Annotated in this window: 25 protein-coding genes and 3 pseudogenes; 16 read left to right on the top strand and 12 right to left on the bottom strand. The window is 74.1% G+C overall.

Annotation, left to right across the window (positions count from 1 at the left end; genetic code table 11):
- The first annotated feature begins 17 nt into the window (after window positions 1–17).
- Window positions 18–656 (top strand): TetR/AcrR family transcriptional regulator, encoded by a 639-nt coding sequence (locus ACFYOS_RS26580; RefSeq protein ID WP_387147084.1) that lies wholly within the window; start codon window positions 18–20, stop codon window positions 654–656.
- A 5-nt stretch (window positions 657–661) separates the two neighbouring features.
- On the opposite strand, the gene ACFYOS_RS26575 is transcribed toward ACFYOS_RS26580, so the two are convergent.
- Both ACFYOS_RS26575 and ACFYOS_RS26570 read right to left on the bottom strand, forming a co-directional pair.
- Window positions 662–2,413 carry a hypothetical protein gene (locus tag ACFYOS_RS26575; RefSeq protein ID WP_387147194.1) on the bottom strand — a complete coding sequence of 584 codons (1,752 nt, stop codon included), beginning with the start codon at window positions 2,411–2,413 and terminating at the stop codon, window positions 662–664.
- Between the two features lie 90 nt (window positions 2,414–2,503).
- Window positions 2,504–3,547 (bottom strand): ATP-binding protein, encoded by a 1,044-nt coding sequence (locus ACFYOS_RS26570; RefSeq protein WP_387147191.1) that lies wholly within the window; start codon window positions 3,545–3,547, stop codon window positions 2,504–2,506.
- Between the two features lie 136 nt (window positions 3,548–3,683).
- Here ACFYOS_RS26570 and ACFYOS_RS26565 point away from each other — a divergent pair, with 136 nt between their 5' ends.
- Window positions 3,684–4,457, top strand: coding sequence for a PH domain-containing protein (locus ACFYOS_RS26565; RefSeq protein WP_387147082.1), 774 nt, complete (start codon window positions 3,684–3,686; stop codon window positions 4,455–4,457).
- 6 nt (window positions 4,458–4,463) lie between these two features.
- Here ACFYOS_RS26565 and ACFYOS_RS26560 read toward each other — a convergent pair whose 3' ends face one another.
- Both ACFYOS_RS26560 and ACFYOS_RS26555 read right to left on the bottom strand, forming a co-directional pair.
- Entirely contained in the window at window positions 4,464–5,414 is a 951-nt protein-coding gene (locus ACFYOS_RS26560) for a TIGR03557 family F420-dependent LLM class oxidoreductase (protein WP_387147079.1), read from the bottom strand.
- Between the two features lie 84 nt (window positions 5,415–5,498).
- Complete coding sequence (locus ACFYOS_RS26555; RefSeq protein WP_387147076.1) at window positions 5,499–5,621, bottom strand: hypothetical protein; 123 nt, start codon at window positions 5,619–5,621, stop codon at window positions 5,499–5,501.
- 135 nt (window positions 5,622–5,756) lie between these two features.
- Here ACFYOS_RS26555 and ACFYOS_RS26550 point away from each other — a divergent pair, with 135 nt between their 5' ends.
- On the top strand, window positions 5,757–7,259 hold the full coding sequence (locus ACFYOS_RS26550) for a glycoside hydrolase family 3 protein (RefSeq protein ID WP_387147074.1): 1,503 nt from the start codon (window positions 5,757–5,759) through the stop codon (window positions 7,257–7,259).
- A 12-nt stretch (window positions 7,260–7,271) separates the two neighbouring features.
- On the opposite strand, the gene ACFYOS_RS26545 is transcribed toward ACFYOS_RS26550, so the two are convergent.
- Window positions 7,272–7,562, bottom strand: coding sequence for a GNAT family N-acetyltransferase (locus ACFYOS_RS26545; RefSeq protein WP_387147071.1), 291 nt, complete (start codon window positions 7,560–7,562; stop codon window positions 7,272–7,274).
- Window positions 7,559–8,785 (bottom strand): annotated as a pseudogene (locus ACFYOS_RS26540) (cysteine desulfurase-like protein). Before ACFYOS_RS26540 ends, ACFYOS_RS26545 begins: the two are co-directional and overlap by 4 nt.
- A gap of 71 nt (window positions 8,786–8,856) precedes the next feature.
- Between ACFYOS_RS26540 and ACFYOS_RS26535 the strand changes: the two are divergent.
- The 7 genes from ACFYOS_RS26535 (at window position 8,857) to ACFYOS_RS26505 (ending at window position 13,206) form a co-directional block, all read left to right on the top strand.
- On the top strand, window positions 8,857–9,222 hold the full coding sequence (locus tag ACFYOS_RS26535) for a hypothetical protein (protein WP_387147068.1): 366 nt from the start codon (window positions 8,857–8,859) through the stop codon (window positions 9,220–9,222).
- Between the two features lie 63 nt (window positions 9,223–9,285).
- Window positions 9,286–10,107 (top strand): DUF1206 domain-containing protein, encoded by an 822-nt coding sequence (locus ACFYOS_RS26530; RefSeq protein WP_387147065.1) that lies wholly within the window; start codon window positions 9,286–9,288, stop codon window positions 10,105–10,107.
- A gap of 72 nt (window positions 10,108–10,179) precedes the next feature.
- Window positions 10,180–11,376 (top strand): mechanosensitive ion channel family protein, encoded by a 1,197-nt coding sequence (locus ACFYOS_RS26525; RefSeq protein ID WP_387147062.1) that lies wholly within the window; start codon window positions 10,180–10,182, stop codon window positions 11,374–11,376.
- Window positions 11,377–11,684: 308 nt separating this feature from the next.
- On the top strand, window positions 11,685–12,119 hold the full coding sequence (locus tag ACFYOS_RS26520; RefSeq protein WP_387147059.1) for a phage holin family protein: 435 nt from the start codon (window positions 11,685–11,687) through the stop codon (window positions 12,117–12,119).
- Window positions 12,116–12,445 carry a DUF3618 domain-containing protein gene (locus ACFYOS_RS26515; RefSeq protein ID WP_387147056.1) on the top strand — a complete coding sequence of 110 codons (330 nt, stop codon included), beginning with the start codon at window positions 12,116–12,118 and terminating at the stop codon, window positions 12,443–12,445. The genes ACFYOS_RS26520 and ACFYOS_RS26515 overlap by 4 nt, the downstream gene beginning before the upstream one ends.
- Window positions 12,442–12,714, top strand: coding sequence for a DUF4235 domain-containing protein (locus tag ACFYOS_RS26510; protein ID WP_387147053.1), 273 nt, complete (start codon window positions 12,442–12,444; stop codon window positions 12,712–12,714). Before ACFYOS_RS26515 ends, ACFYOS_RS26510 begins: the two co-directional genes overlap by 4 nt.
- Window positions 12,715–13,002: 288 nt before the next feature.
- Window positions 13,003–13,206: a cold-shock protein gene (locus ACFYOS_RS26505; RefSeq protein WP_007075740.1), complete on the top strand. Its 204-nt coding sequence runs from the start codon at window positions 13,003–13,005 to the stop codon at window positions 13,204–13,206.
- An 89-nt stretch (window positions 13,207–13,295) separates the two neighbouring features.
- Here ACFYOS_RS26505 and ACFYOS_RS26500 read toward each other — a convergent pair whose 3' ends face one another.
- Together ACFYOS_RS26500 and ACFYOS_RS26495 are read right to left on the bottom strand one after the other, a co-directional pair.
- Entirely contained in the window at window positions 13,296–13,493 is a 198-nt protein-coding gene (locus ACFYOS_RS26500; protein WP_387147050.1) for a hypothetical protein, read from the bottom strand.
- Between the two features lie 91 nt (window positions 13,494–13,584).
- Window positions 13,585–14,564, bottom strand: a pseudogene (locus tag ACFYOS_RS26495) (aldo/keto reductase).
- Between the two features lie 84 nt (window positions 14,565–14,648).
- Here ACFYOS_RS26495 and ACFYOS_RS26490 point away from each other — a divergent pair.
- Window positions 14,649–15,443, top strand: a complete 795-nt coding sequence (locus ACFYOS_RS26490; protein WP_387147047.1) for a trans-aconitate 2-methyltransferase — start codon at window positions 14,649–14,651, stop codon at window positions 15,441–15,443.
- The gene (locus tag ACFYOS_RS26485) at window positions 15,440–16,465 is read left to right on the top strand and encodes an adenosine deaminase (protein ID WP_387147044.1); all 1,026 of its coding nucleotides are present in this window, start codon (window positions 15,440–15,442) and stop codon (window positions 16,463–16,465) included. Before ACFYOS_RS26490 ends, ACFYOS_RS26485 begins: the two co-directional genes overlap by 4 nt.
- A gap of 232 nt (window positions 16,466–16,697) precedes the next feature.
- On the opposite strand, the gene ACFYOS_RS26480 is transcribed toward ACFYOS_RS26485, so the two are convergent.
- Complete coding sequence (locus ACFYOS_RS26480) at window positions 16,698–18,089, bottom strand: ATP-binding protein (RefSeq protein WP_387147042.1); 1,392 nt, start codon at window positions 18,087–18,089, stop codon at window positions 16,698–16,700.
- Window positions 18,090–18,118: 29 nt separating this feature from the next.
- Window positions 18,119–18,808, bottom strand: a complete 690-nt coding sequence (locus tag ACFYOS_RS26475; RefSeq protein WP_089155714.1) for a response regulator transcription factor — start codon at window positions 18,806–18,808, stop codon at window positions 18,119–18,121.
- A 73-nt stretch (window positions 18,809–18,881) separates the two neighbouring features.
- Between ACFYOS_RS26475 and ACFYOS_RS26470 the strand changes: the two genes are divergently transcribed.
- On the top strand, window positions 18,882–19,808 hold the full coding sequence (locus ACFYOS_RS26470; protein ID WP_387147040.1) for an ADP-ribosylglycohydrolase family protein: 927 nt from the start codon (window positions 18,882–18,884) through the stop codon (window positions 19,806–19,808).
- Between the two features lie 242 nt (window positions 19,809–20,050).
- Here the strand turns inward: ACFYOS_RS26470 and ACFYOS_RS26465 are convergent.
- Window positions 20,051–20,554: pseudogene (locus ACFYOS_RS26465) on the bottom strand (DUF1775 domain-containing protein); the annotation flags it as partial.
- 224 nt (window positions 20,555–20,778) lie between these two features.
- Here ACFYOS_RS26465 and thrS point away from each other — a divergent pair.
- A complete protein-coding gene (thrS, locus tag ACFYOS_RS26460) occupies window positions 20,779–22,791 on the top strand; it encodes a threonine--tRNA ligase (protein WP_387147037.1) in 2,013 nt (670 codons plus the stop codon).
- Between the two features lie 177 nt (window positions 22,792–22,968).
- The gene (locus ACFYOS_RS26455; protein WP_387147035.1) at window positions 22,969–23,526 is read left to right on the top strand and encodes an HIT family protein; all 558 of its coding nucleotides are present in this window, start codon (window positions 22,969–22,971) and stop codon (window positions 23,524–23,526) included.
- A gap of 47 nt (window positions 23,527–23,573) precedes the next feature.
- On the opposite strand, the gene ACFYOS_RS26450 is transcribed toward ACFYOS_RS26455, so the two are convergent.
- A complete protein-coding gene (locus ACFYOS_RS26450; RefSeq protein WP_387147033.1) occupies window positions 23,574–24,104 on the bottom strand; it encodes a hypothetical protein in 531 nt (176 codons plus the stop codon).
- Window positions 24,105–24,190: 86 nt separating this feature from the next.
- Between ACFYOS_RS26450 and ACFYOS_RS26445 the strand changes: the two genes are divergently transcribed.
- Complete coding sequence (locus ACFYOS_RS26445) at window positions 24,191–24,820, top strand: hypothetical protein (protein ID WP_387147030.1); 630 nt, start codon at window positions 24,191–24,193, stop codon at window positions 24,818–24,820.
- Window positions 24,821–24,828 lie beyond the last annotated feature (8 nt).

Genomic DNA, 24,828 nt, shown 5'->3' with positions numbered 1-24,828 from the left:
CATAGGATGCGCAGGTGATGGCACCACGACGAGCGGCGGCGCTGCGCGGCGGCGAGCAGAGCCTGCGGGAGCACCTGATCGGGGCCGCCGGCCGGCTCGTCGCCCGGCGCGGCGTCACCGGCCTGACCGTCCGCGACATCGCCCGCGAGGCCGGGGTCGCCGACGGAGTGCTCTACAACCACTTCGCCGACAAGGACGAGCTGCTAGCGTACGCGCTGCACGCGCACGTGCGGGCGGTCGAGGCGGAGCAGGAGGGGTCGGCCCCGCGACCGGGAGAAGTGACCGTCGAGGCGAACCTGCGCGCGTACCTCGTGCGGGCGCTGGCGTTGCACGCGGCGATCCTGCCGGCCTTCGCCGGGCTGACCACCCAGCCCAAGCTGGTGGCCCGCCTCGGCGCCCTGCCCACCCCACTCGGCGGTGGGCCCGGCCTGCGCACGGAACTCGCCGGGTACGTCCGGGAGGAGCAGCGGCTCGGCCGGGTGGCCCCGGGCGCCAGCCCGGAGGCGGTCGCCACGCTCGTCGTCGGGGTCTGCCACGACCTGGTCCTCGGCCGGCTGCTCGACCCGTCCGGCCCGCCCCCGCAGCCCTCGGCTGAACTGGTGGACGCCCTGGTCGGCACGCTGCTGCACGGCGTTGTCGCGCCCGGGCGCGGCTGAGCGGGTCAGCTCATCCGGAACACCGGGCCGCGCGGCGTGAACGGCAGCCGGGCGGCGCGCGGCACCAGGAACGCGTGGTCACGGCGGATCCGCAGCACGTCGCAATCGCCGTCGGTGATCACGAGGATCGGGCCGTCCGGCGGGAAGTCGTCGGCAGTCTCCAGCACGCGTACGCCGGGTTGCAGCACCGTGCCGCCGCGGCCGCGTACCCGCACCCGCCCGGCGATCTCCTCCACCGGCAGGTAGCCGGCGTCGTACGCCACCGCGTCGCAGAACACCACCCGGGCGGCGGGCACGTCCCGGGCCGTCGCGTACCCGGCGACCGCGCCGAGCGCCCGCCCCATCAGCCGGACGCTCATCGACCCCGAGGTGTCCAGCAGCACCCCGAAGGTCGGCCGGCGCTCCTCGATCTCGGGCCGATGCCAGCCGGGCCGCGGGATGCCGGGGGTGGCCGCCTGCCGGCGCGACGGCCGGGCGTACGAGCGCAGCCGCTCCCGCGCCGGGAACCGCTCGTCGAACCAGCGGGCCAGCTGCACGTCCCACGGCGGCGGGGGCTCGTCGAGCACCCGGATCTCCGCGACCAGCCCGGCCGGGAGCAGTCCCCGCCTGGACGACTCGTGGTACGCCAGCCCACTGATCAGCGCCCGGCGGTAGTACTCGTCCAGGTCGACCCCGCGCCCGGCCTCGCCCGGCCCGGGGACGCCGTGGCCGAGCATGTCGCCGCGCCCCGGGCCGCGCAGGGTGGCCAGCTTGCGGTGCCGGCGCAGGTCGGTGGCGAGCCGGTCGTAGACCGCCTCGCTGGACAGGCCGCGCAGCTGCGGGTCGTACAGCAGGCCGTCGGGCATTTCGCCGACCGCCATCTCCACCAGCCAACCGTTGATGACGTAGTCGGTGGCCACGTTCCACAGCCACGGATCCCGGTGCGCCACCCGGTCGCCGTGCCGCAGCGCCGCGTGCAGCATCTCGTGCGCCAGCACGAAGCGGCACTGCGCCTCCGGCAGCACCCGCAGCGGGTTGACGTAGATCTCCCCGGCGTGCGCGTCGACGGCGGCGACCGCGATGTCCCAGGAGCGGGCCAGCTCCACGTCAGCGACGATCCGGAACCCCGCCGCGAGGGCCCCGAGCAGCGGGTACGACGAGACGAACCAGCTCCGCGCCCGCTCCCAGGGGTTGTCCCGGGCCACCCCGCCCGGCCCCGGCTTCGGCGCGCCCGCCGCCTCCACGGCCGCGCTGGCCGCCGCCGCCAGGCCCACCGCGAACCGCTCCGGCCAGGTCTGCCAGGGGGTGCCGGCCGGGCTCGCCGCGGCCCACCGCTGGCCCGGCGCGACCCGGTGGACCAGGTCCCCGCCGGGTCCGCCGACACCACAGTCCAGGTACTCCGGCGGGACCCCGCGGTGCCGCCAGCCGGTCGCCAGCCGCTCCTCCGCCGTGCCGGGCAGCGGGGCGGGCAGCATGCGGGGCGGCCGGCCGAGCTTGGCGTCGAGCTGGAAGCGGGCCACCGCCACGCAGGCCGCGACCGCGGCGGCCTGGTCCGCCCGGGCGGCGCGGTCCGGGTCGAGGTGGCCGAAGCCGAGATGCAGCAGGCAGTGGGCGACCACCCACCACCACTCCTCGGTGTCGGCGCGCCGCCGCCGGTCGACCACGATCTCCCCGTCGCCGGCCACCCGGGCCCAGCCCTGCCCGTTCGCCAGGTCCTCGTCGTCGGTCCAGCGGAACCGGGCGCGGGGGTACCCGTCGGCGAGCAGCGGCCGGAACATCGGATGCCGGTAGGCGCGCTTCTCGGCCTGGCTGAACGCCTCTGCGTTCGGGTCCGGCCGGCGACCGGCGCGGCGTCGGGTCGCCACGGGTCAGGCCCGGGCCGCGACCAGGCGGGGCAGGTCCCGGGTCACCTCGACCAGGAACCAGGCCGGCAGCACCGGCATCCCGTCGTCGTCGGTGGCGACGACGAGCTGGGCGCACTCCAGGGAGATCTCGGCCAGCTCGACCAGCAGCCCCTTGGCGCGCATCGAGAAGTCCCGCACCGCGGGGGAGGCGTGCTCCCGGGAGGCCGGCAGTTCCTTGACCAGTCGGGCCCGGAACGCCTCGGCGAAGAAGTAGAGCAGGTCGCGGTCGTGCGCGGCGCGCGGCCAGCCGGCGTCGCCGCGCACGATGGCGTCCAGGCCGTAGCGGTGGCGCACGGTCTTGACGTACGCGGCGAAACCGGCCGCGTGCTGCCCGGTGAGCGTGCCGCCGGCCAGCAGCCGCACCGTCGCCTCGTCGACGTCCGGGCCGCACGAGTGCAGCGCGTCGGAGAGCATGTGCCAGCTGCGCGGGGTGGAGAAGGGTTCCTCGGTCTTGGGCGGGGCGACCCAGAGGTGATCGGGGCGCTCGGTCAGGTAGTCCAGCACCCACGCGTGCACCCCGGCGTCGGCCGCCCAGGCCAGCCAGCCCGTGGCGGAGGCGCGCAGGTGGACGTGCACCAGCCGGTTGACCAGCGCCGACGCCATCGGCCGGGCGAGCGCGTTGTCGGTGGCCCGGTTGCCCGCGCCGATCACGATCGAGCCGGCCGGCAGCTCGTACGAGCCGATGCGGCGGTCGAGGATGAGCGAGTAGAAGGCCTTCTGCACTTCGGGACTGGAGGAGTTGAGCTCGTCCAGGAAGAGGCAGTACGGCTCGTCGCGGGCGATCGACTCCGGTGGCGCGAACCGGCTGCGTCCGTCGTGCAGCTCCGGCACCCCGATCAGGTCCTCCGCGGCGAGTTGGGTGCCGACCAGGGTCACGCAGGGCAGCCCGAGCGAGTCGGCGAAGGCCCGGACCAGGGAACTCTTGCCGATCCCCGGCGGCCCCCAGACGAAGACGGGCCGGACCACGGCGACCTGCAGCAGCAGCGTCGGCAGTTCGGCCGGGGTCACCGTGAGGGCGGAGTGCACGCCCACCATGATCGGGACGGGAGCCTCCGTCCGCATCCCGATTTCGGCGCCCCTTGACCGGGCGCGCCATCATGCGCTCATGTCCTCGTCGACCGCCCCGGCTCCGTCCCCTGTGCACGTGTCGCGCGAGGCCCGCGTCGCCCGCCTGGCCGTCCTGGCGGCGTTGCTTTTCCTGTTCGTCAGGGCGGTGATCCTGCTGGCCGGCGGCCTGCCCTCGCGGGATTGGGACTACGCGCTGGCGACGGCGCCGTTCCTGCTGGCCATGCTGGCGTTCGGGTGGGTCCTGTTCCGGCAGCGGGGCGCCTGGCGGCGGCCGGCCCGGCTGGTCGAAGCGGGTCCGGGCCGGCGGCGGGTGCCGGCCACCCCGGCCTTCGGCTGGTTCGTCGCCGGGCAGGTGCTGGGCGGCGCCGGGTTCCTCACGTCCGTGGGGTTCGCCCTGTTCTGGGATCCCGAGGCGCCGCCGGCGATGCGTTACCTGGTGCCCGCCGTCATGGTGTTGCTCGTGGGGACCTACCTGCTGCTGGTGGCGAGATTCGTACTGGCGTTCCGCCGCGGCCACCCGCGGGTGGACCTCACCCCGGCCGGGGTCGAGATCCGGGAGCCGCTCGGGCGGCGGACCGTCCCGTGGGAAGCCATGGCGCCCGGCACGCCGCTGCGGCAGCAGTCCGCCAACACGCTGCAGATACGGGTGATTCGCCCGGAACTGGTCGAGCGCCGAGGCCTGGTGCTGAGCCCGCCGCGCGCGCCCAAGGTGGCGCTCGGCTGGCTGGCAGTGCACCCGTGGTTCCTGGCCGACGTGCTGCGCTTCTACGTCGACCAACCAGCGGAGCGGGCCGCCCTCGGCACCCCGGCCGGGGACGAGCGGCTCCGCCGGGCGCTCGGCGTCGGCTGAGCCGGCTCAGCGCAGCCGGGGCAGCACCTCGCGCTGATAGAGGTCGAACAGACCCGGCCAGTTCGGGCCGGTGTTGGCGACGTAGACCTCGTCGAAGCCGGCCTTGGCGTACTTGTCGATCATCTCGAGATGCGCGTCGACGCTGTTGCCGCAGACGAACGACTCCTTCATCATCTCCGGCTTGACCAGCTGCGCGGCCTGCTCGAAGTGGCGCGGCGAGGGGAGCACCTGGGACAGTTCGCCGGGCACACCGGCGTTCGGCCACTTCTCGTACGCGATCCGCATGCCCTCGTCCGCGCTGTCGGCGTACGCCGCCTTGAAGCCGCCCTGACACGGCTTGTCCCCGCCACCGTTGTCCCGGAACCGGCGGACCATGTCGGCGTCGGGCATGGCGCTGATGTAACCGTCGCCGATCCGGGCGGCCAGTCCGATCGACTTCGGGCCGAAGCCGGAGACGTAGATCGGCGGGGGCGGGTCGGGCAACGTGTAGATCCGGGCGTGTTCGACGGTGTAGTGCTTCCCGTGGTGGTTGACGAATTCGCCGCGCCACAGCGCGCGGATCACCTCGACCGCCTCCGCCAGCATCTCCAGCCGGACGTCCGTCTGCGGCCAGGCGGCGCCGAGGATGTGCTCGTTCAGCGCCTCGCCGCTGCCCACCCCGAGCACGAACCGGCCCTCGTGCAGCACCGCGCTGGTGGCCGCGGCCTGGGCGATCACGGCCGGATGGAGGCGCATCGTGGGGCAGGTGACCGCGGTGGTAACCGGCAGCCGGCAGACCTGGCTGAGCGCGCCGATGGTGGACCAGACGAAGGGGCTCTGGCCCTGCGCGTCGACCCAGGGGTGGTAGTGGTCGGAGATCCACAGTGCCTCGAAGCCGGCCCGCTCCGCGCCGCGGGCCTGGTCGAGCAGCTCCGCCGGGGTGTACTCCTCGCTGGACAGGAAGTAGCCGATCCTCATCCGTCCCCCTCACCGCGTCCGGGTGCCGGGCGCTCGCCCGGACAACGACAGCGGTACCCGCGAGGGACGTGGCCGAACGCCCGCTCAGCGGCGGAACATCGCCCGGATCGCGATCAGCAGGAAGAGGCCGCCCACCACCAGGCCGAGCAGGCGTACGCCGGGGATGTCCGCGGCGGTGGTGACGTCGCCGAGCAGCGCGGGGTGCATGGTCGCACTCTCCCACGGGGCATCCGGGTCCGCCAGCAGCTAACAGTAAGGATTGTTGACTATTTAGGGACGCGAGTGTGACCATGTCAGCACCGCCGGGCGGCGGGGCGTGGGGAGACGGGGGTACGACAGCGCATGAGCGAGCGGATCGTGGGAGCGACCGGAGACGTGGCGGGCCTCGCCGCCGCCGTCCTGCAACCCGGGTTCGTCGGCACCACCCCGCCGCCGTGGGTCTGCCGGTGGCTCGGTCAGGGGCTCGGCTCGGTGGTCCTCTTCGCCCGCAACATCGTCGACCACGACCAGGTCGCCGCGCTCACCGCGACGCTGCGGGCCGAGCGGCCCGACGTGATCGTCGCGATCGACGAGGAGGCGGGGGACGTCACCCGGATCGAGTCGTCCCGGGGCAGCTCCCGCCCCGGCAACTTCGCCCTCGGCGCGGTCGACGACCCGGCGCTGACCGAGGAGGTGGCCCGCGACCTCGGCGCCGAGCTGGCCGCCGTGGGCGTCACCCTGGACTACGCCCCGGACGCCGACGTCAACTCCAACCCGGCCAACCCGGTGATCGGGGTCCGCTCGTTCGGCGCCGACCCGGCCCTGGTGGCCCGGCACACCGCCGCCTGGGTCCGCGGGCTCCAGTCCGGCGGCGTCGCGGCCTGCGCCAAGCACTTCCCCGGCCACGGGGACACCCGGGTCGACTCCCACCACGACCTGCCCCGCATCGGCGGCGACCGGGCCCGGCTGGACGCGGTCGAGCTGGCCCCGTTCCGGGCCGCGGTGGCCGCCGGGGCGCAGGCGGTGATGACCGGGCACCTGCTGGTGCCGGCGCTCGACCCGGAGCTGCCGGCCACGCTCAGCCCACGCATCCTCGGCGGGCTGCTCCGGGACGAGCTGGGCTTCCAGGGGGTGGTGGTGACCGACGCGGTGGAGATGCGGGCGGTCGCCGACCGGTACGGCTTCGCCGGGGCGGCCGTCCGCGCCCTGGCTGCCGGGGCGGACGCGATCTGCGTGGGCGGCGAGCGGGCCACCGAGGCGGACGCGGTGGAGCTGCGGGACGCCATCGTGGCCGCGGTGGTCGCCGGGGAACTGCCCGAGGAGCGGCTGGCCGAGGCGGCGAAGCGGGTCGGCCAACTCGCCGCCTGGACCGTCGCGGCCCGCGCCGGCCGGCCGGCCGCACCCCGTGGCGGCGACGGCTCGGCGATCGGCCTCGCCGCCGCCCGCCGGGCGCTGCGGGTGGTCACCGGCCCGGCCGGGCTGCTGCCGCTGGCCGGCCCGCCGCACGTGGTGGAGTTCGCCCCGCTCCGCAACATCGCCATCGGCGAGGAGACCCCGTGGGGGATCGGCGCGCCGCTGGCCGACCTCGTGCCCGGCACCACGATCGCCCGCTACGCCGACGGCGAGGTCCCGGTCGACCCGGCGGCCGGGTCGGCCGGGCGCCCCCTGGTGCTGGTCGTGCGCGACCTGCACCGGCACGACTGGATGCGGGACGCGGTGGACCGGGCCCTCGCGGCCCGTCCGGACGCGGTGGTGGTCGAGTTGGGCGTGCCCGTGCTGGTCACCGGCGCGGTCCACCTGGCCACCCACGGCGCCACCCGGGCCGCCGCGTACGCGGCCGCCGAACTGCTCACCGGGGGCCGCTGACCCCGGCCGCGATCAGGGCTCGGGGACCACCAGGTCGGCGTACTCGGGATGCCGCTCGATGAACGCGGCCATGAACGAGCACTTCGGCACCACCCGGTCGCCGCGCTCGCGGATCTGGTCCAGGGTGCCGCGGATCAGCGCCGAACCCACGCCCATGTTCTGGAACCGGTCCTCCACCTCGGCGTGCGTGAAGACCAGCACCGCACCCCGCGGCGGGAGGTACGCGATGAACCCGGCCAGCGCGTCATCGACCAGGATCTCGAAGCGGTGCTTGGCGGGGTCGTCCTCGACCAGGAAGCTCACCCGGCCATTCTCTCCCCGGGGCCGGCCAGCCGGTCCAGTTCGGCCAGCAACCGGTCAACCTCGTCGACCGTGTTGTAGTGGTAGACGCTGGCCCGGACCGCGCCGCCGCTGTCCCGCAGCCCCAGCGCCTGGAAGTACTCGTAGGCGTAGTAGTCGCCGGAGGAGAGGCAGAAGCCAGCCGCGCCAAGCGCCGCCGCCGTCTCCGCCGGGGTCCACCCGGCCACCCGGAATGACACGGTCGGGCAGCGCCGGACGGGGGAGCCGTACACGGTGACGGCCGGCCGGGCGGCCAGCCCGACGAGCAGCCGCTCGAAGACGGCCTCCTCGTGCGCCTGGGCGGCGGCCAGGCCGGCCCGGACCCGGTCCCGGCGGCTGCCGGTCGCGTCCGGGTCCAGAGTGGCCAGGTGGTCCACCGCGGCGGCCACCCCGGCCAGCAGCGGGAAGCTCGGCGTGCCGTACTCGAACCGGTCCGGGACCGCGTCGGAGGAGGGGAGCAGCTTCGCCGGGCGCAGCTCCGCCCACCGGGCCGGGTCGGCGACCATCGCCGCCAGGTGCGGCCCGGATCACTTGTACGCGCTGGTGAGCAGGAAGTCCGCGCCGAGCGAGGCCAGGTCGGTGGGGCCGTGCGGCACGGCGTGCACCCCGTCCGCACAGACCAACGCGCCGGCCGCGTGCGCGGTCTTGGCGATCGCCGCCACGTCCGGCGCCGTGCCGATCGCGTTGCTGCCGGCGGTCACCGCCACCAGCCGGGTGCGCTCCCCGACCAGGTCCTCGTACTGGCCGGCGGGCAGCTCACCGGTCGCCCGGTCGAACTCGGCCCACCGCACGGTCGCGCCGGCGGCCTCGGCCGCCTGCACCCACGGCCGGACGTTGGCGTCGTGGTCCAGCCGGGAGACCACCACCTCGTCGCCCGGCCGCCAGGTCGCGCCGAGCGTCCGGGCCAGGGTGTACGCCAGTGCCGTGGCGCTCGGCCCGAGCACCACGCCCTCGGCTTCCGCGCCGACCAGGTCGGCTACCGCCGACCGGGCGGCCGCGACCAGGTCCAGCGACCGCCGGCCGGGCACGAAGGCGCTGCTCCGGTTGCCGATCGCGGTGCCCATGGCGGCGGCGACCGCGTCGATCACCGGTCGGGCGGTCTGGGTGCCCCCGGCGCCGTCGAAGTGGACGAAACCCTCGGCCAGGGCGGGGTAGGCGGCCCGGGTGCGGGCGATGTCGAACGGCATGCCGGGACCCTAACCTGCCCGGTGGCGATCACCGGCCGGCGGCCTGGCCCGCGTCTCGTACCCTGGACCAGGTGACGAATCGACCCGTTTCCCCCTCGCTGACCCCCGTCCGTCGCGCCGCCGGTCTGCTGGCCGGCCTCGCCCTCGGCGCCGCGCTGCTGGCCGGTTGCAGCTCGGAGGGCGCCTCCACAGACTGCGGCCTGGACGCCTGCACGGTCACCTTCGACCGGGGCGTCGACGCCAGCGCCACCATCCTCGGCGTCGAGGCGAAGCTGATCGGCGCCCAGGGCGACCAGGTCACCGTCGAGGTCGCCGGCGAGCAACTCTCGCTCACCGTCGGCCAGCAGGCCACCGAGGCCGGCGGCTTCCAGGTGAGCCTGGACAGCGTCACCGACCAGCAGGTCGTCATCCGGGTGGCGCGCAACCCCAACGGCTGACCCGCGGGTCCGGGCGGCGGCGGCCGACGTTTGGAAATCTTCGCATCGGGAGATTGTGGCGCCATGTCACTCACCCGGAACGCCGGAGCCACCGCCGCCCAGGCCGCGAACAGCAGGTGGCTCGAACTGTTGACCCGGGCCGGATTCATCGGCTACGGGATCGTGCACCTTCTCTTCGCCTGGCTCGCGCTCCAGATCGCCTTCGGCCGCTCCGGGGAGGAGGGCAACCAGAACGGCGCCCTGCGTACCCTGGGCGCTCAGCCGCTCGGCAAGTTCCTGCTGGTCGCGGTCGCCGTCGGGCTGTTCGCCATGGCGATCTGGCAGGCGTTCGAGGCCGTGATCGGCCACCGCTTCCTGCGCGGCAAGGAGAAGCTCTTCGAGCGGACCGCCTCCGTCGTGCGCACCATCGTCTTCGTCTGGCTGGGCTGGACCGCGATCAAGGTGTTCCAGGACGCCAGCGCCAACGCCTCCCAGCAGCAGCAACAGCTGTCCGAGAGGCTGATGGCCTCCACCGGCGGCCGGTGGCTGGTCGGGCTGGCCGGCCTGGTGCTCGCCGCCGTCGGCATCGGCATGGTCGTCTACGGCCTGAAGAAGAAGTTCGAGAAGAACCTCAAGACCGGGGAGATGAGCCCGAAGACGCACACCCTGGCCCGCCGCCTCGGCATGGCCGGGTACGCCGCCCGGGGCGCTGTCTTCGCCATCGCCGGCCTGCTGATCGTGGTCGCCGCGGTCAAGTACGACCCGGAGAAGGCCCGCGGCCTGGACGCCGCCCTGCGGACCCTGCGTGACCAGTCGTACGGGCCGGTGCTGCTGACGCTGATGGCGCTCGGCATCGCCGCCTTCGGGATCTACTGCTTCCTCCAGTCCCGGTACCGCCGGGTCTGATCCTGGTCGATATCCGGGACCGCCGGGCACCATTGGGCCTTTGCCCGCTTCCGCCCGGAGGGAGACAGATTCGTGCAGAGCTACCTCGTGACGGCCGTCGCCGCGCTCGCCGCGGCGACGGTCGCCCTGTTGCTGGTCGGGGTGGTGCACCGGGTCATCCGCCGGCTCGGCCGGCGGTCGCTGCTGATGACCGAGCTCACCGACCACTCGCACCGCCCGTTCCAGGTGGCGGCAACCGTGCTCGCCGTGCAGCTCGCCGTCCGGTTCAGCACCCGCTACGCGGTCGGCAGCCCGTGGCGGCAGGTCCTCCTGCACGCCCTGGTGCTCACCATGATCGCGGCGACGGCCTGGCTGGTCGCCTCGCTGCTGGTGGTGGTCGAGGACACCGCGTTGGCCCGGTTCCGGGTGGACGTGCCGAACAACCGGCACGCCCGGCGGGTGCGCACCCAGGTGGTGCTGCTGCGCCGGCTCACCATCGCGGTGATCGTGGTGCTCGCCCTCGGCGTGATGCTGATGACCTTCCCCGAGGTACGCGGTATCGGGGCCGGCGTGCTGACCTCCGCCGGTGTGGTGGCCGCGGTCGCCGCCCTCGCCGCGCAGAGCCTGCTGGGCAACGTCTTCGCCGGCCTCCAGCTCGCCTTCAGCGACGCGGTACGCCTGGACGACGTGGTCGTGGTGGAGGGGGAGTGGGGCCGGATCGAGGAGCTGACCCTCAGCTACGTGGTGGTGCAGAGCTGGGACGACCGCCGGCTGATCCTGCCCACCTCGTACTTCACCAAGACCCCGTTCCAGAACTGGACCCGGACCGAGGCGGCGGTGCTCGGCACGGCCGAGTTCGATGTCGACTGGGCCGTCCCCGTGCAGGCGATGCGGGAGGAGCTGCGCCGCCAGGTCGAGTCCAGCGAGCTGTGGGACGGCCGGGTCTGCGTGCTCCAGGTGACCGACGCCACGGGCGGCGTGATCAAGGTGCGGGCCCTGGTCAGCGCCGCCGACGCGGGCAGCCTGTGGGACCTGCGCTGCCTGGTCCGCGAGCACCTGGTGGCCTGGGTCCGCGATCACCAGCCGACCGCTCTGCCCCGGACGCGCGCCGAGGTCGGTGACGCCTCCGGTGCGCTGCCCTGGCAGGCGGTGCGGTCGCGCCGGCCGGTCCGGCGGCTGCCCGACACCGAGATGCCGGACGATGCGCGCCTCTTCGGCGGCAGCGAGGACGGCGAGGCCCGCAGCGAGGCCTTCGTCGGCCGGGAGGAGCCGGCCGACTCCCGGCGCTGAGGCCCTCCCACCCCGAAGCCCCCGGACGCCCCCGCGGCGCCGGGGGCTCCGCGCGTCCGCCGTCGTGACCTCGCCGTGGGCCTGCCCGTTGCACCTGCCGGACGGGGTCGGCGCTCGTATCGGGGGAGATTCGCGCCCGCTGCGTTTGTTCCGCCCGTTCCGGGGGACCTGCTGGCACACCCCGGTTTCGGCCCGCCCTGGCGAGCGGACGACCGGTGGTGCGTGGCCGGGTCCACCGGCCGCTCCGCGCAGGATTGACGGGCGGCGACTCCGGGCATACAGCGCGGTGATGATGAAAGGAGGACAGCATGGCTGACGTCGCGAGTCGCAGCGCGTCGCGGACCGGGAGCGAGCCGTCCACCGCCGAACTGGTGCAGCGGGCCACCGAGCAGGTCTCCCGCCTGGTGCGGGACGAGCTGGCGTTGGCCCGGGCGGAACTGACCCAGAAGGGCAAGCACGCGGGCATCGGGATCGGTCTGTTCGGCGGCGGCGGGGTGATGGCCCTCTACGGCACCGGCGCGCTGGTCGCCACCGTGATCCTGCTGCTGGCGCTGGTGATGCCCGCGTGGCTGGCCGCCCTGATCGTGGCGGTGGCGCTCTTCCTGCTCGCCGGGATCTTCGCGCTGGTCGGCAAGAGCCAGGTCAGCCGTGCCGTCCCGCCGGTGCCGGAGGCGACCGTCCGCAGCGTCCGGGCGGACGTGGACACCGTCACCGCCGCGGTGAAGGACGGGAGGCGGTCATGACCGGCAACGGGACCGGGGACGTGGCGGCGCTCCGCGAGGAGATCCGCCGGACCCGGGTGGAGCTGGGTGAGACGATGGAGCTGTTGGCCGCCAGGGCCGACGTCAAGGCCCTGCTCCGGCAGTCCGCCGAGCAGGCGAAGTCGCGGATGCGTGAGCAGGCGGCGCTGACCATGGCCCGGATGCGCGGGCGGGCGGCGCAGAAGGCCCGGCTGGTCCGGGCGCAGAGTGGGGCGGTCGGGCGTGGCCCGCTGCCGTGGGCGGCCGTGGCGGTCGGCGCCGTGGCCACCGCGGTGGTGCTGGTGATCGTCCGAGGGAGGCGCAGGTGAGCAACAGGATCGGCAAGGCCGCGTACAAGCCCGTCGGGGTGCTCCTCGGGCTGGCCGCCGGTACGGTCGCCGGGGTCATCTTCCGGCAGGTCTGGAAGGTCACTGCCGGCGACGGCGATGCGCCCGGCGCCACCGACGAGGACCGTGGCTGGGGCGAGATCCTGGCCGCGGCGGCGCTGCAGGGCGCGATCTTCGCGGTCGTGCGGGCCGCGGTGGACCGGGGTGGGGCGGTGGGCGTACGTCGGCTCACCGGCCACTGGCCCAACTGATCCGCGAACGCGTCGGCCCCTTTCCCACCACCGTGGGCAAGGGGCCTTTCGCATGGCTCGCCCGGTCCGGCCAGTGGATCTGCCGCAACCGTCAGGTCACATGTCGGAGAATTTCGTCGGGTAGGCTGTGCGAAGTTTTTGCGTACGTGGTTTGCTGTCTCACGCTGTTGAGAGACGCGTGGGTTGAGAGAAGTCTCCTTCTTGGGGGGCCGCCTCAGGCGCCGCTGCTCGAAAACGGCCAATCGGCCGCACGGCGTGCTCGGCCGCCAGTTTTAGAAGGAGATACACATGGCGCAGGGAACCGTGAAGTGGTTCAACGCTGACAAGGGCTTCGGCTTCATCACCGTCGACGGCGGGGGTGCTGACGTGTTCGTCCACTTCTCGGCCATCCAGACCAGCGGCTACCGCACGCTGGAGGAGAACCAGCGGGTGGAGTTCGAGATCGCCCAGGGTCAGAAGGGTCCGCAGGCCGAGCAGGTCCGCCCCATCTGAGCTATCGAACCGGCCACGCCGGTCGGCATGAAGCCCCGCGTCCCGCTCAGGGATGCGGGGCTTTCCCATTCGTGGGCCATCTCTCGCACTCAGCCGCGCCGGCGTCGGGCCCGCATGCCGTACCACAGCGTGACGAGTCCGATCAGGACGACGACCGGCCCGACCACGGCCCACTCTCGCCGGTCGGTCAGCACACTGCCGCTCACGTAGCCCAGCCCCTGCACGGTCCAGAGCGCGCCGAGCACGATGGCCAGCAGCCCCACGGTGAGCCGGAACCAGCCCCTCATCGTTCCCCCTCCGACGACGCCCGTCCGACTCCAGCATGCCCGCCGGCACCGGCCCCCGGCGACGCCGCGCCGACGGGTCGGTGGGCCGGGGTCACCACCGGTCGTGCACCTGCGGCCGGATCAGCTCGTCGTAGGTGGCGCGCACGGCGGCCAGCTCCACCTCGTTCAGCGGCGGCAGTTCGGCCGCGGCGGCGTTGCGCCGGGCCTGCCCGGCGTTGCGGGCGCCGGGGATGACCACGGTGACGCCGGGCTGGTCGAGGATCCAGCGGAGCGCGAACTGGGCCATGGTGCGTCGTCGCCGACCAGCGGCGCGAGCCGGCGCACGGCGGCCAGGCCGAGGTCGTAGTCGACGCCGGAGAAGGTCTCGCCGACGTCGAAGGACTCGCCGTGCCGGTTGAAGTTCCGGTGGTCGTCGGCCGGGAAGGTGGTGTGCTCGTCGTAGCGGCCGGAGAGCAGGCTGGCCAGGGGCACCCGGGCGATGATGCCGACCCGGGCCGCCGAGGCGGCGGGCAGCACCCGCTCGAGGGGCTTGTGCCGGACCGCGTTGAGGATGATCTGCACGCTGGCCACGCCAGGGCGGGCGATGGCGGTGAGCGCCTGGTCGCAGGTCTCCACGCTGACTCCGTACCCGGCGACGCGCTTGTCGGCGACCAGGGTGTCCAGGGCGTCGAAGACCCGGTCGTCGGCGACGACCGCGCTGGGCGGGCAGTGCAGCTGTACCAGGTCGAGGGTGTCCACGCCGAGGTTGGCCCGGGAGCGGTCGGTCCAGGCGCGGAAGTTGTCCAGCGTGTACGCCTCGGGCGTCTGCGGCACCCGCCGGCCCATCTTGGTGGCGACGGTCAGCCCGTGCCCGGGGTGCTCGCGGAGAAACCGACCGATGAGCTGCTCGCTGCGGCCGTCGCCGTACACGTCGGCGGTGTCGAGGAAGGTGACGCCGGCGTCCACGGCGGCGGCCAGGACGTCGAGGGCCTCGCTCTCGCCGACCTCACCCCAGTCGGCGCCCAGCTGCCAGGCGCCGAGTCCGACGCTGCCGACGTGCCGGCCGAGCCGGTCGAAGCTGCGCTGTTCCACGCGACCGAGCCTAGTGACCGGCTTGCCCGATCGCTCGTCGGGCCGTACGGTTTAACAAGACGTACGTACGGTTTGGAGGCTGCCATGTGGGACCCGACCACCTACCTGCGCTACGGCGACGAGCGCTCCCGGCCCTTCCACGACCTGGTCGCCCGGGTCCCGGCCGAGCAGCCCCGCGCCGTGGTCGACCTCGGCTGCGGCCCCGGCACCCTCACCGCCACGCTCGCCGGACGGTGGCCGGGAGCCCGGGTGGGCGGGATCGACTCCTCCCCGGAGATGATCGGCCGGGCGGCCGGCCTGGACACCCCGGCCACCTTCGCCGTCGGCGACGTGCGGTCCTGGCGCCCGGAGCCGGACGTCGACGTGGTGGTCTGCAACGCGGTGCTCCAGTGGGTGCCCGGCCACCAGGACCTGCTCACCCGCTGGGCCGCCGAGCTGCCGCGGGGGGCGTGGCTGGCGTTCCAGGTCCCGGGCAACTTCGCCGCCCCGTCGCACCGGGCGCTGCGCGAGGTGGCCGGGCGGAATCGGTGGCGGGACACGCTCGCCCCGCTGCTGCGCGAGGCGCCCGTCGACGACCCGGTCGACTACGCCGCGCGGCTGGTCGGTGCCGGCTGCGCGGTGGACGCCTGGGAGACTACCTACGTGCACCTGTTCCCGGCCGCCGCCGACGCGGACCACCCGGTGCTGACCTGGATGGAGGGGACGGCGCTGCGCCCGGTCCGGGCCGCGCTCGACGCCGCCGGCTGGGCCGACTTCCGCGCCGAGCTGGGGGTACGACTCGCCGAGGCGTACCCGGTGCGGCAGGGTCAGGTGTACTTCCCGTTCCGCCGGATCTTCGTGGTGGCCCGTAGCGGCGCCCGCGCAGAGGAGAACTTGTGACCGACCTGCCCACCTTCATCGCCGGACTGCCCAAGGTGGAGCTGCACGTGCACCACGTCGGCTCCGCCTCGCCCCGGATCGTCGCCGAGCTGGCCGCCCGGCACGAGGGGCGCAGCCCGGTCCCGGCCGATCCGGAGGCGCTCGCCGACTACTTCGCGTTCCGCGACTTCGCCCACTTCATCGAGGTCTACCTCAGCGTCGTGGACCTGATCCGCGACCCCGAGGATGTCTGGATCCTCACCCACGAAGTGGCCCGGGAGCTGGCCCGGCAGCAGGTCCGGTACGCCGAGCTGACCGTCACGCCGTACTCGCACGTGCGCCGGGGCATCCCCGCGCCGGCGTTCTGCGAGGCGATCGAGGACGCCCGCAAGCGGGCCGAGGCGGACTTCGGCATCGCGCTGCGCTGGTGCTTCGACATCCCGGGTGAGGCGGGGCTGCCGGCCGCCGAGGAGACGCTGCGGATCGCGCTGGAGGAGCGGCCGGACGGGCTGATCAGCTTCGGGCTGGGCGGCCCCGAGGTCGGGGTGCCGCGGCCGCAGTTCAAGCCGTACTTCGACCAGGCCCGGGCGGCCGGGCTGCGCTCGGTGCCGCACGCCGGGGAGACCACCGGCCCGGAGACGATCTGGGACGCGCTGCGCGAGTTGGGCGCGGAACGGATCGGCCACGGGATCTCCGCCGCGCTCGACCCGGAGCTGCTCAGCTACCTGGCCGAGCGGCAGATCGCGCTGGAGGTCTGCCCCACCTCCAACGTCCGTACCCGCGCCGTGGCGACCATCGAGGAGCATCCGCTGCGGCAGCTCGTCGAGGCCGGGCTGCTGGTCACCGTCAACTCCGACGACCCGCCGATGTTCGGCACCACGCTGAACGACGAGTACGCGGTCGCGGCCCGGCTGCTCGACGTCGGCCCGGAGGGCCTGGCCGGGCTGGCCCGCAACGCGGTCACCGCGTCGTTCCTGGAGCCGGCGGAGAAGGCCCGGATCAGCAGTGAGATCGACGCCTTCGTGGCGGCCGCGACGCGCTGACCGCAGCGTGGCCGTTCGACGGGGGAGTGGCGCGCGACGGGAGTGAGGTGTGGGGGGACCGAACTCCCGCCGCGCGCACGGCTCCGTCGTCCGGGGGTGTTACGGGGCTTCCCGGTCGACGGAACTGATGGGTTCGGTCCTGATCCTGTCAGTCGGGTATGGCGGGACGGCCGTCGTTAACCCTTATCTAAGGAAGACTTGTGCCGGCCCACAGTCAGCGCCGCGCGACGGGTCACCGCGCGCGGGGCCAGCGGCGGCCGCCGGCCTTCGGCTCCCGGGCGTCCCGCGCCATCCGGCCGACCAGCCCGAACCGGTTGACCTGTCGGGGCGTCGCCTCCGGATCGGCCAGCAGCATCACCACGCTCGCCCCGCCCAGGCGCGCCCGGTCGATGCTGACCGATCCGTTGGCCTGCAACGCGACCCGTTTGGCGATGTCCAGACCCAGCCCGGTGGAGCCCTGGTCGCTGGCCCCCCGGCGCAGCGCCCGATCCGGGTTGCTGATGCCCGGGCCGGCGTCGTCGATCCGGATCGCCACCCACCCGTCCCGGCGGCTGACCGCCACCTCGAACGCGGTGCCCTGCGGGGTGTAGCGGAAGACGTTGCCGATCACCGCGTCGAGTGCGGCGGCCAGCTCGGCCCGGGGCACCGGCGCCGGGATCCGCAGCTGGGCGCCGATCACCTGGTGCGCGCGGTTCTGGTCGCCGGCGAGGGCCGACCAGAACACCATCCGGTCCCGGACCACCTCGCTGACGTCGCACGTCGCCGGAGCGGCCTCCTGACTGACCGCCTTGCGGGTGGTCTTGATCAGCTGGTCGACCTCGCCCTCCAGCGTCACGATGGCCTGGCGGATCCGTCGGATGCCGCGCCGGCGGTCCAGCTCCGCCGCGCTGAACGTGCCGATGCTGGTGTCGTCGGACTCCAGCGCCTCGGCGTCCAGCCGCAGCGCGGTCAGCGGGGTGCGCAGCCGGTGGGAGAGGTCCGCCACCAGTTCCCGTTCGTCGGCGCGGAGCGCGACCAGCCGCTCCGCCATCCGGTTGAAGGCGTGCCCGGCCTCGGCCAGCTCCCGCGGGCCGGTCGGCTCGACGCGTACGCCGAGGTCGCCGTCGCCGATCGCGGTGGCCGCCTTGACCAGTTCGCCGGTCGAGTCCACGGCCCGGGCGGCGACCCGGTCGACCACGATCACCGCGGCCCCGACCAGCGCCACCGCCACCGTGAGCAGCAGCAGCCACCGTCCGCTGGCGCCCTCGTCGAGCACCCGGTCGGGGACGAAGACCTCCACCACGGCGACCTTGTCGCCGAGCACCACCGGGTCCAGCCGGAGCACGCCGCCGGGCACCTCCGTGACCAGGGAGCGCCGTTCGCTGCCGGCCCGCTCCAGCGCCGCCGCGTCGGCGCGGCCGCCGGACTCGTCGGCCCCGATGCCGTGTACGACGGGCCGCAGCGCCGGGTCGTCCCCGCTGGCCGCCACCGCCCGCCGGACCACGGCCGGGTCGGTGCTGACCGCGAGCGCGCCGGTGACCAGGGCGCTGCGCCGCGCCGCATCGGCCAGCTTCTCGTCGCGCGTCTGCTCGCGCAGGGTGACGCCGAGTGGGATGAGGAAGGCGAGCGCGAGGAGGCTGCACATGCCGGCCGTGAGCCAGGCCAGCGCCGGCCTCAGTCCGGCGCCACCAGTCGGAAGCCGACCCCCCGCACGGTGCGCAGGTAGCGCGGCTTCGCCGCGGACTCGCCCATTTTGCGACGCAGCCAGTACAGATGAACGTCGATTGTCTGGTCCTCGCCGACCGATGGCTGCCGCCATACCTCCTCCAAGAGTTCCCGCCGGGACACTACCCGGCCGGGACGTGCGGCGAGATACGCCAGCAGGTCGAATTCCTTGCGGGTCAGCGCCAGCGGCTCCCCGTCCAGCACCGCGCTGCGCTCGCCGACGTCCACCCGCAGGCCGCCCACCGTGTGCACCGCCGGCTGCACGGTCCGGCTGGCCCGGCCCGCCCGGCGCAGCACGGTGGTGATCCGGGCGTCCAGGTGCGCGCCGGTGAACGGCTTCACCATGTAGTCGTCGGCGCCCGCCCGCAGCAGCCGGACCACCGACTGCTCGTCGTCGCGCGCGGTGGCGATGATGATCGGTACGTCGGTGATCCCGCGCAGCATCCGCAGCGCGTCGGAGCCGTCCAGGTCGGGCAGGCCGAGGTCGAGCACGACCAGGTCGGGCGTCTCGGCGGCCACCCGGCGCAGCGCGTCCAGCGCCGTACCGACGGCGTGCACGGCGTGCCCCCGGTCGGTGAGGGACCGCAGCATCGCGCCGCGTACGACGTGATCGTCTTCGACCAGGAGCACGGTGGCCACGTCAGCACGGTACCCGGGGTGGCAAGTTGATCGCGTTGCGGCGTTCCTGGGAACCGGGCAAGCTGGGACGACGATGACGTTCACTCTCTTCCCCGACACCCGCCTCACGCTCGCCCGCGACGCGCTCGCCGGCCTGTCGGTCGGCGACGCCCTCGGTGCCCAGTTCTTCATCCCCGGCAGGTCGGCGGCGTCCTGGCGCGATGACCTTCCTCCCGGCCCGTGGGCGTGGAGCGACGACACCGAGATGGCTTGCTCGGTCGTGACCGTCCTGGCCCATTCCGGGGAGATCGATCGAGACGCCCTGGCAACCGCCTTCGCCGACCGCTACGATCCCGCCCGTCGCTACGGCGCGGGTGCGGTCGAGATCCTGGAGCTGATCCGCGTTGGCACGCCGTGGCCGGTGGCCGCCGCGTCCGCGTTCGACGGGCAGGGCTCCTGCGGCAACGGCGCGGCCATGCGGGTCGCCCCGCTCGGCGCCTGGTACGCCGATTCGATCCGGCGCGCCGCCGACCAGGCCCGTGCCTCGGCGGAGGTGACCCACGCCCACCCGGAGGGGATCGCCGGGGCGGTCGCGGTGGCGGTGGCCGCGTCGCTCGCCGCCCGGGCCCGGCTCGACGGCGACCGGCCCGCTCCGGCCCGGCTGCTCGGCGCGGTGGCCGCCGCCCTCGACCCGGCGGGCGAGGTGCACCGGGGCGTACGCCGGGCGGTCGCGTTGCTCGGCCACCCGGCCGGCGAGGTCGTCGCCGCGCTCGGCAACGGCTCCCGGGTCACCGCGCAGGACACCGTGCCGTTCACCCTCTGGGTCGCCGCCACCCACCTCGACGACTACCTGGCCGCGATCCGGGTCTGCGTCGAGGCGGGCGGGGACGTGGACACCACCGCGGCGATCGTCGGCGGGGTGGTCGCCGCGTACACCGGGGTGGGGCTGCCGGGCGGCGTGCCGGAAGGCTGGCTCGCCGCCCGCGAGCCGCTCCCCAGCTGGCTTCCCACCCCCGCCTGAGCGTCCGCGGGGAGCGCCAGCGCGCCGGGGCGGCGGCGGCTGAGCAGCCAGCCGAGCGCCGCGCCGCCGGCCAGCCCGGCGAGCAGGCCGCCACCGAGCAGCAGGTCGGCGCTCGGGCCGCTGGTGTCGGCCGGAGCCGCCGCCGGCACGGCATCCGCCGGCCCGGCCGGTTCCTCGGCGACGGTCCCGCCGTGCCCGGCGTGAAACCCCGAGCCGGGCAGGGGCGGCAGCAGGGCCACGGTCGGCGCCGGGTGCGCCCCGCCCGGTGGGTCCGCCCAGCGGACCACGGTGCCGTCGGCGTACGTCTGGACGACCTGGAAGGTGAGGCGGTCGGCGACGGGCATCGGGCCCATGCCGAGCGACAGCCGGGCCGGCCCCTTCGTGCCGGGCATCCGGATCCAGGTCACCGCCTCGGTCACCTGGTCCAGTTCGGGAGCGTGGATGCCGGCGACCGGCTGGTCGAGGCGGCGGGTGGTGATGGTCGGCGCCCAGTCGGGCACGGACAGCGGGTAGACCTCGCCGATCGGCGCGTCCGCCGGCATCCGCAGCTCGATCCGGGTGGTCCGGCTGCCGGCCCGCTCCTCGGGCAGCACGACGGCCAGTTCGATCGCGTCGCCTTGGTGCACCAGGGCCGGGGAGGTCGTCACGGTCACCTCGGCGGCGCTCGCCGCGCCCGGCCAGCCCAGCGTCCCGGCCACCACCGCGGCCAGCAGCGCGGCCGCCCGCAGTCGGCCCCGACGGGTCATCCTCATGATCGTCCCCATCCGTCTCGACGTGGCCGGTTTTCGGCTTCCGACCACACCTGGTAGTTCGGGCGGGGGAGCGGAAAGGTTCACCGGGCAGCCCAACCCGTCCGGGGCCACCCGTCGGGACAGCGCCGCGTCGCCGACGGTGCGGAACGGGCGACCGATAGCATCGCAAGGGCGCCGGTAGCCGGCACCTTTCGAACCCATCGACGACAGGAGTCATCGTGTCCGCACCCCGTACCCCCGTCGTGGCCGACCCCGTCGTCGTCGCCGCCGGGACGACGGCGGCCGACGCGGTGGCCGCGGCCGGACTGCCGATGACCGGCCCGAAGGCCGTCGTGGTGGTCCGCGACCCGCAGGGCCAGCTGCGCGACCTGGACTGGAAGCCGGCCGAGGAGACCAGCGTCGAGCCGGTCGCCCTCGACTCCCCGGACGGGCTCAACGTGCTGCGCCACTCGACCGCGCACGTGCTCGCCCAGGCCGTGCAGGACGTCTTCCCCGAGGCCAAGCTCGGCATCGGCCCGCCGATCGAGAATGGCTTCTACTACGACTTCGCCGTCGACAAGCCGTTCCAGCCGGACGACCTGACGAAGCTCGAGAAGCGGATGCAGGAGATCATCAAGTCCGGCCAGCGGTTCCGCCGGCGTCGCTTCGGCAGCCTCGACGAGGCCCGGTCCGAGCTGGCCGCCGAGCCGTTCAAGCTGGAGCTGATCGAGGTCAAGGGGGAGGGGCTGGATTCCTCCCAGGTCATGGAGGTGGGCGGCGGCGAGCTGACCATCTACGACAACCTGGCCGCGAACGAGGACAAGGTCTGCTGGTCGGACCTGTGCCGGGGTCCGCACCTGCCGAACACCCGGCTGATCGGCGCGTTCAAGCTGATGCGCTCGGCCGCCGCGTACTGGCGGGGCTCGGAGAAGAACCCGCAGCTGCAGCGGGTCTACGGCACCGCCTGGCCGACCCGGGACGAGCTCAAGGCGTACCTGAAGCTGCTGGAGGAGGCCGCCCGGCGCGACCACCGCAAGCTCGGCGCGGACCTCGACCTGTTCAGCTTCCCCGACGAGATCGGCTCGGGCCTGGTGGTCTTCCACCCCAAGGGCGGCGTGATCAAGCGGGTGATGGAGGACTACGTCCGCGCCCGCCACATCGAGGAGGGCTTCCAGTACGTCGGGACCCCGCACATCTCGAAGGAAGGCCTCTTCCACACCTCCGGCCACCTGCCGTACTACGCCGACGGGATGTACCCGCCCATGGAGCTCGAGGGCGCGGACTACTACCTCAAGGCGATGAACTGCCCGATGCACAACCTGATCTACCGGTCGCGCGGGCGCTCCTACCGCGAGCTGCCGATGCGGCTCTTCGAGTTCGGCTCGGTCTACCGCTACGAGAAGTCCGGTGTGGTGCACGGGCTGACCCGGGTCCGCGGCCTGACCCAGGACGACTCGCACTCGTACTGCACCCGGGAGCAGGCGCCGGCCGAGATCAAGCACCTGCTCGGCTTCGTGCTCAGCCTGCTGAAGGACTTCGGCATCGACGACTTCTACCTGGAGCTGTCGACCCGGGACGAGGCCAAGCTCGACAAGTTCGTCGGCTCGGACGAGGACTGGGCGACCGCGACCGCGGTGCTCGAGCAGTGCGCCCGGGAGACCGGGCTCGACCTGGTGCCGGATCCGGGCGGCGCGGCCTTCTACGGCCCGAAGATCTCGGTGCAGGCCAAGGACGCGATCGGCCGCACCTGGCAGCTGTCGACCATCCAGTACGACTTCAACCAGCCCAAGGGCTTCGGGCTGGAGTACCAGGCGGCCGACGGCACCCGGCAGCAGCCCGTCATGATCCACTGCGCCAAGTTCGGGTCGATCGAGCGGTTCATCGGCGTGCTCACCGAGCACTACGCCGGCGCGTTCCCGGCGTGGCTCGCCCCCGTGCAGGTGGTGGGCATCCCGATCCGCGAGGACCACACCGACTACCTCCAGGACTTCGTCACCACGCTGCACAAGCAGGGGATCCGGGCCGAGGTCGACATGGGCGACGACCGGATGCAGAAGAAGATCCGCAACGCCCAGCAGCAGAAGATCCCGTTCATGGTGATCGCCGGCGACGACGACGTGGCGGCCGGCACGGTGTCCTTCCGCTACCGGGACGGGTCGCAGCGCAACGGCGTGCCGATCGCCGAGGCGGTCGCGCACGTGCGCGACGTGGTCACCTCGCGGACCAACTCGGGGCCGTCGGCGGAGGGCTGACCGTCCGCGGCAGTGTCGTGAACGGCGGTGTCCCGACCCGGGGCGCCGCCGTTCGGCGTATCGCCGTCCGGACCGGACATCCTGGCGGGACGCCCGCTCCGCCGAGTGCGCCCGGCGTGCCTGGCCCGGCCGGTGCGGACGGTCGGGGCCCGCTGCGGTGACCGTAGGATCGGCGGTGTGACTGGGGCGGATCGGCACTTCGAGGACGGCACCGACAACGGTCTGGCGGACGGGCTGGAGCGGCTCTGGACGCCGCACCGGATGACCTACATCTCCGGCGAGGACCGGCCCGAGGGCGGCTACGAGAAGCCCACCGGCTGCCCGTTCTGCCGCGCCCCCGGCCTGCCGCCGGACGAGAGCCTGATCGTCGCCCGGGGCGAGCACGTCTTCGCGGTGCTGAACCTCTACCCGTACAACCCGGGGCACCTGCTGGTCTGCCCGTACCGGCACGTGGCCGACTACACCGACCTCGACGCCCCCGAGACCGCCGAGTTGGCCGCCTTCACCAAGGACGCCATGCGGGTGGTCCGGCGGGTCTCCAACGCGCACGGCTTCAACCTGGGCCTGAACCAGGGCGGCGTGGCCGGCGCCGGCATCGCCGCCCACCTGCACCAGCACGTGGTGCCGCGCTGGGGCGGGGACGCCAACTTCATGCCGGTGATCGGGCGGACGAAGGTGCTGCCGCAGTTGCTCGCCGACACCCGCGACCTGTTCGCCAAGGCCTGGCCGGCCTGACCTCGCCCGGCGGTTCCCTCGGCGGGCACGACGGGTCGGCGCGGGCGTCAATGCAGCCGGCTGCGGACGCGGGACAGCCGGCGGCGGGCGCTGGTGGCGGTCCGCTCGGCCGCCTCGGCCCGGTCGGCGGCGAGTTCGGCGCGGACGGCGAGCTGGCGCAGCCGCCGCTCGACCATCCGGTCGCCGTGCCGGGCGATCCAGACGCAGACCGCGGCCAGCGGCAGCTCGACCAGCGCGGCCAGCACCACCGACAGCACCAGGTCCGGCCCGGCCGGGGTGGTGATGACGTCGAACCAGCCGTCCACCACCAGCATGGTCGCGGTGGCGCTGGCCGCCAGCACCACCTGCCGGTGCCCCCGGTACGCCTGCACGGCGGTCAACCCCAGCATCGCCACCAGCCCGAGGTCGAAGCCCACCCAGGCGGCCCGGTAGTGCACGGTGACGGCGTGCCGGGGCAGCGTCAGCGCCAGGTAGCCGATCCAGGGCAGGGTGAGCAGCGCCAGCACCGCGAAGACGGGTGCCACCCAGCGGGGCGCCGGCCGTACCTCCGTCGCCCGTTGGATCTGTTTCGCCGCCATGCCCATCGTTCCTCCAGGCCGCGGTAGTGCCTCGTCGCCCGGGTCGGCAAACCCCGGACGCCCACTTCGACGGTACGATCTTGCGCATGGCTCTGCTGCACCGCGCGGAACTGCGCCCGTCGAAGCTCGACCTGCTCGCCACCTGGCTGCCCGGCCGCGACTGGTTCGCCGGGACGGCGGGCGCCGACGTCACCCGGGTGGGGACGTACCGCTTCGACGACCCGGCCGGCGAGGTAGGGATCGAGACCATGCTCGTCCGGGTCGGGGACGGGCCGGTCCTGCAGGTGCCGCTCACCTACCGAGGTGCGCCGCTGGCCGGCGCCGACCGCTGGCTGGTCGGCACCACCGAGCACTCCGTGCTGGGCCCGCGCTGGGTGTACGACGCCTGCGGCGATCCGGTCTACCCGCCCGCCCTGGCGGCCGCCCTGGCCGGCGCCGGGCAGGCGGAGGAGTACTTCGAGGTGGACGGGCGGCGGGAGGTCCGCCCGCCCACCATGACCGTCACGGTCGGCCGCGCCGACGGGGTCGAGCCGCCGGTCGTCGGCGCGATCCGGGAGGTGGTCGACGGCGACCGGATCCTGATCCGGACCGACCCGGTCGAACTTGTCGTCCTGCGGCGCCCGACGCCCACTGATGCCCTGTCCGGCGCCGGCCTGACCGGCAGCTGGCCGGGGCAGGAGACCCCGCTGATGCTGGCGTACGCCGTGCCCCGCTGACCGTCCAC

The sequence above is a fragment of the Micromonospora sp. NPDC005806 genome (assembly GCF_042871425.1).
In the GTDB taxonomy this organism is placed as follows: domain Bacteria; phylum Actinomycetota; class Actinomycetes; order Mycobacteriales; family Micromonosporaceae; genus Micromonospora.
Note: the sequence above shows the minus strand (reverse complement) of the source record. Positions and strands in the feature narration are given on the sequence as shown.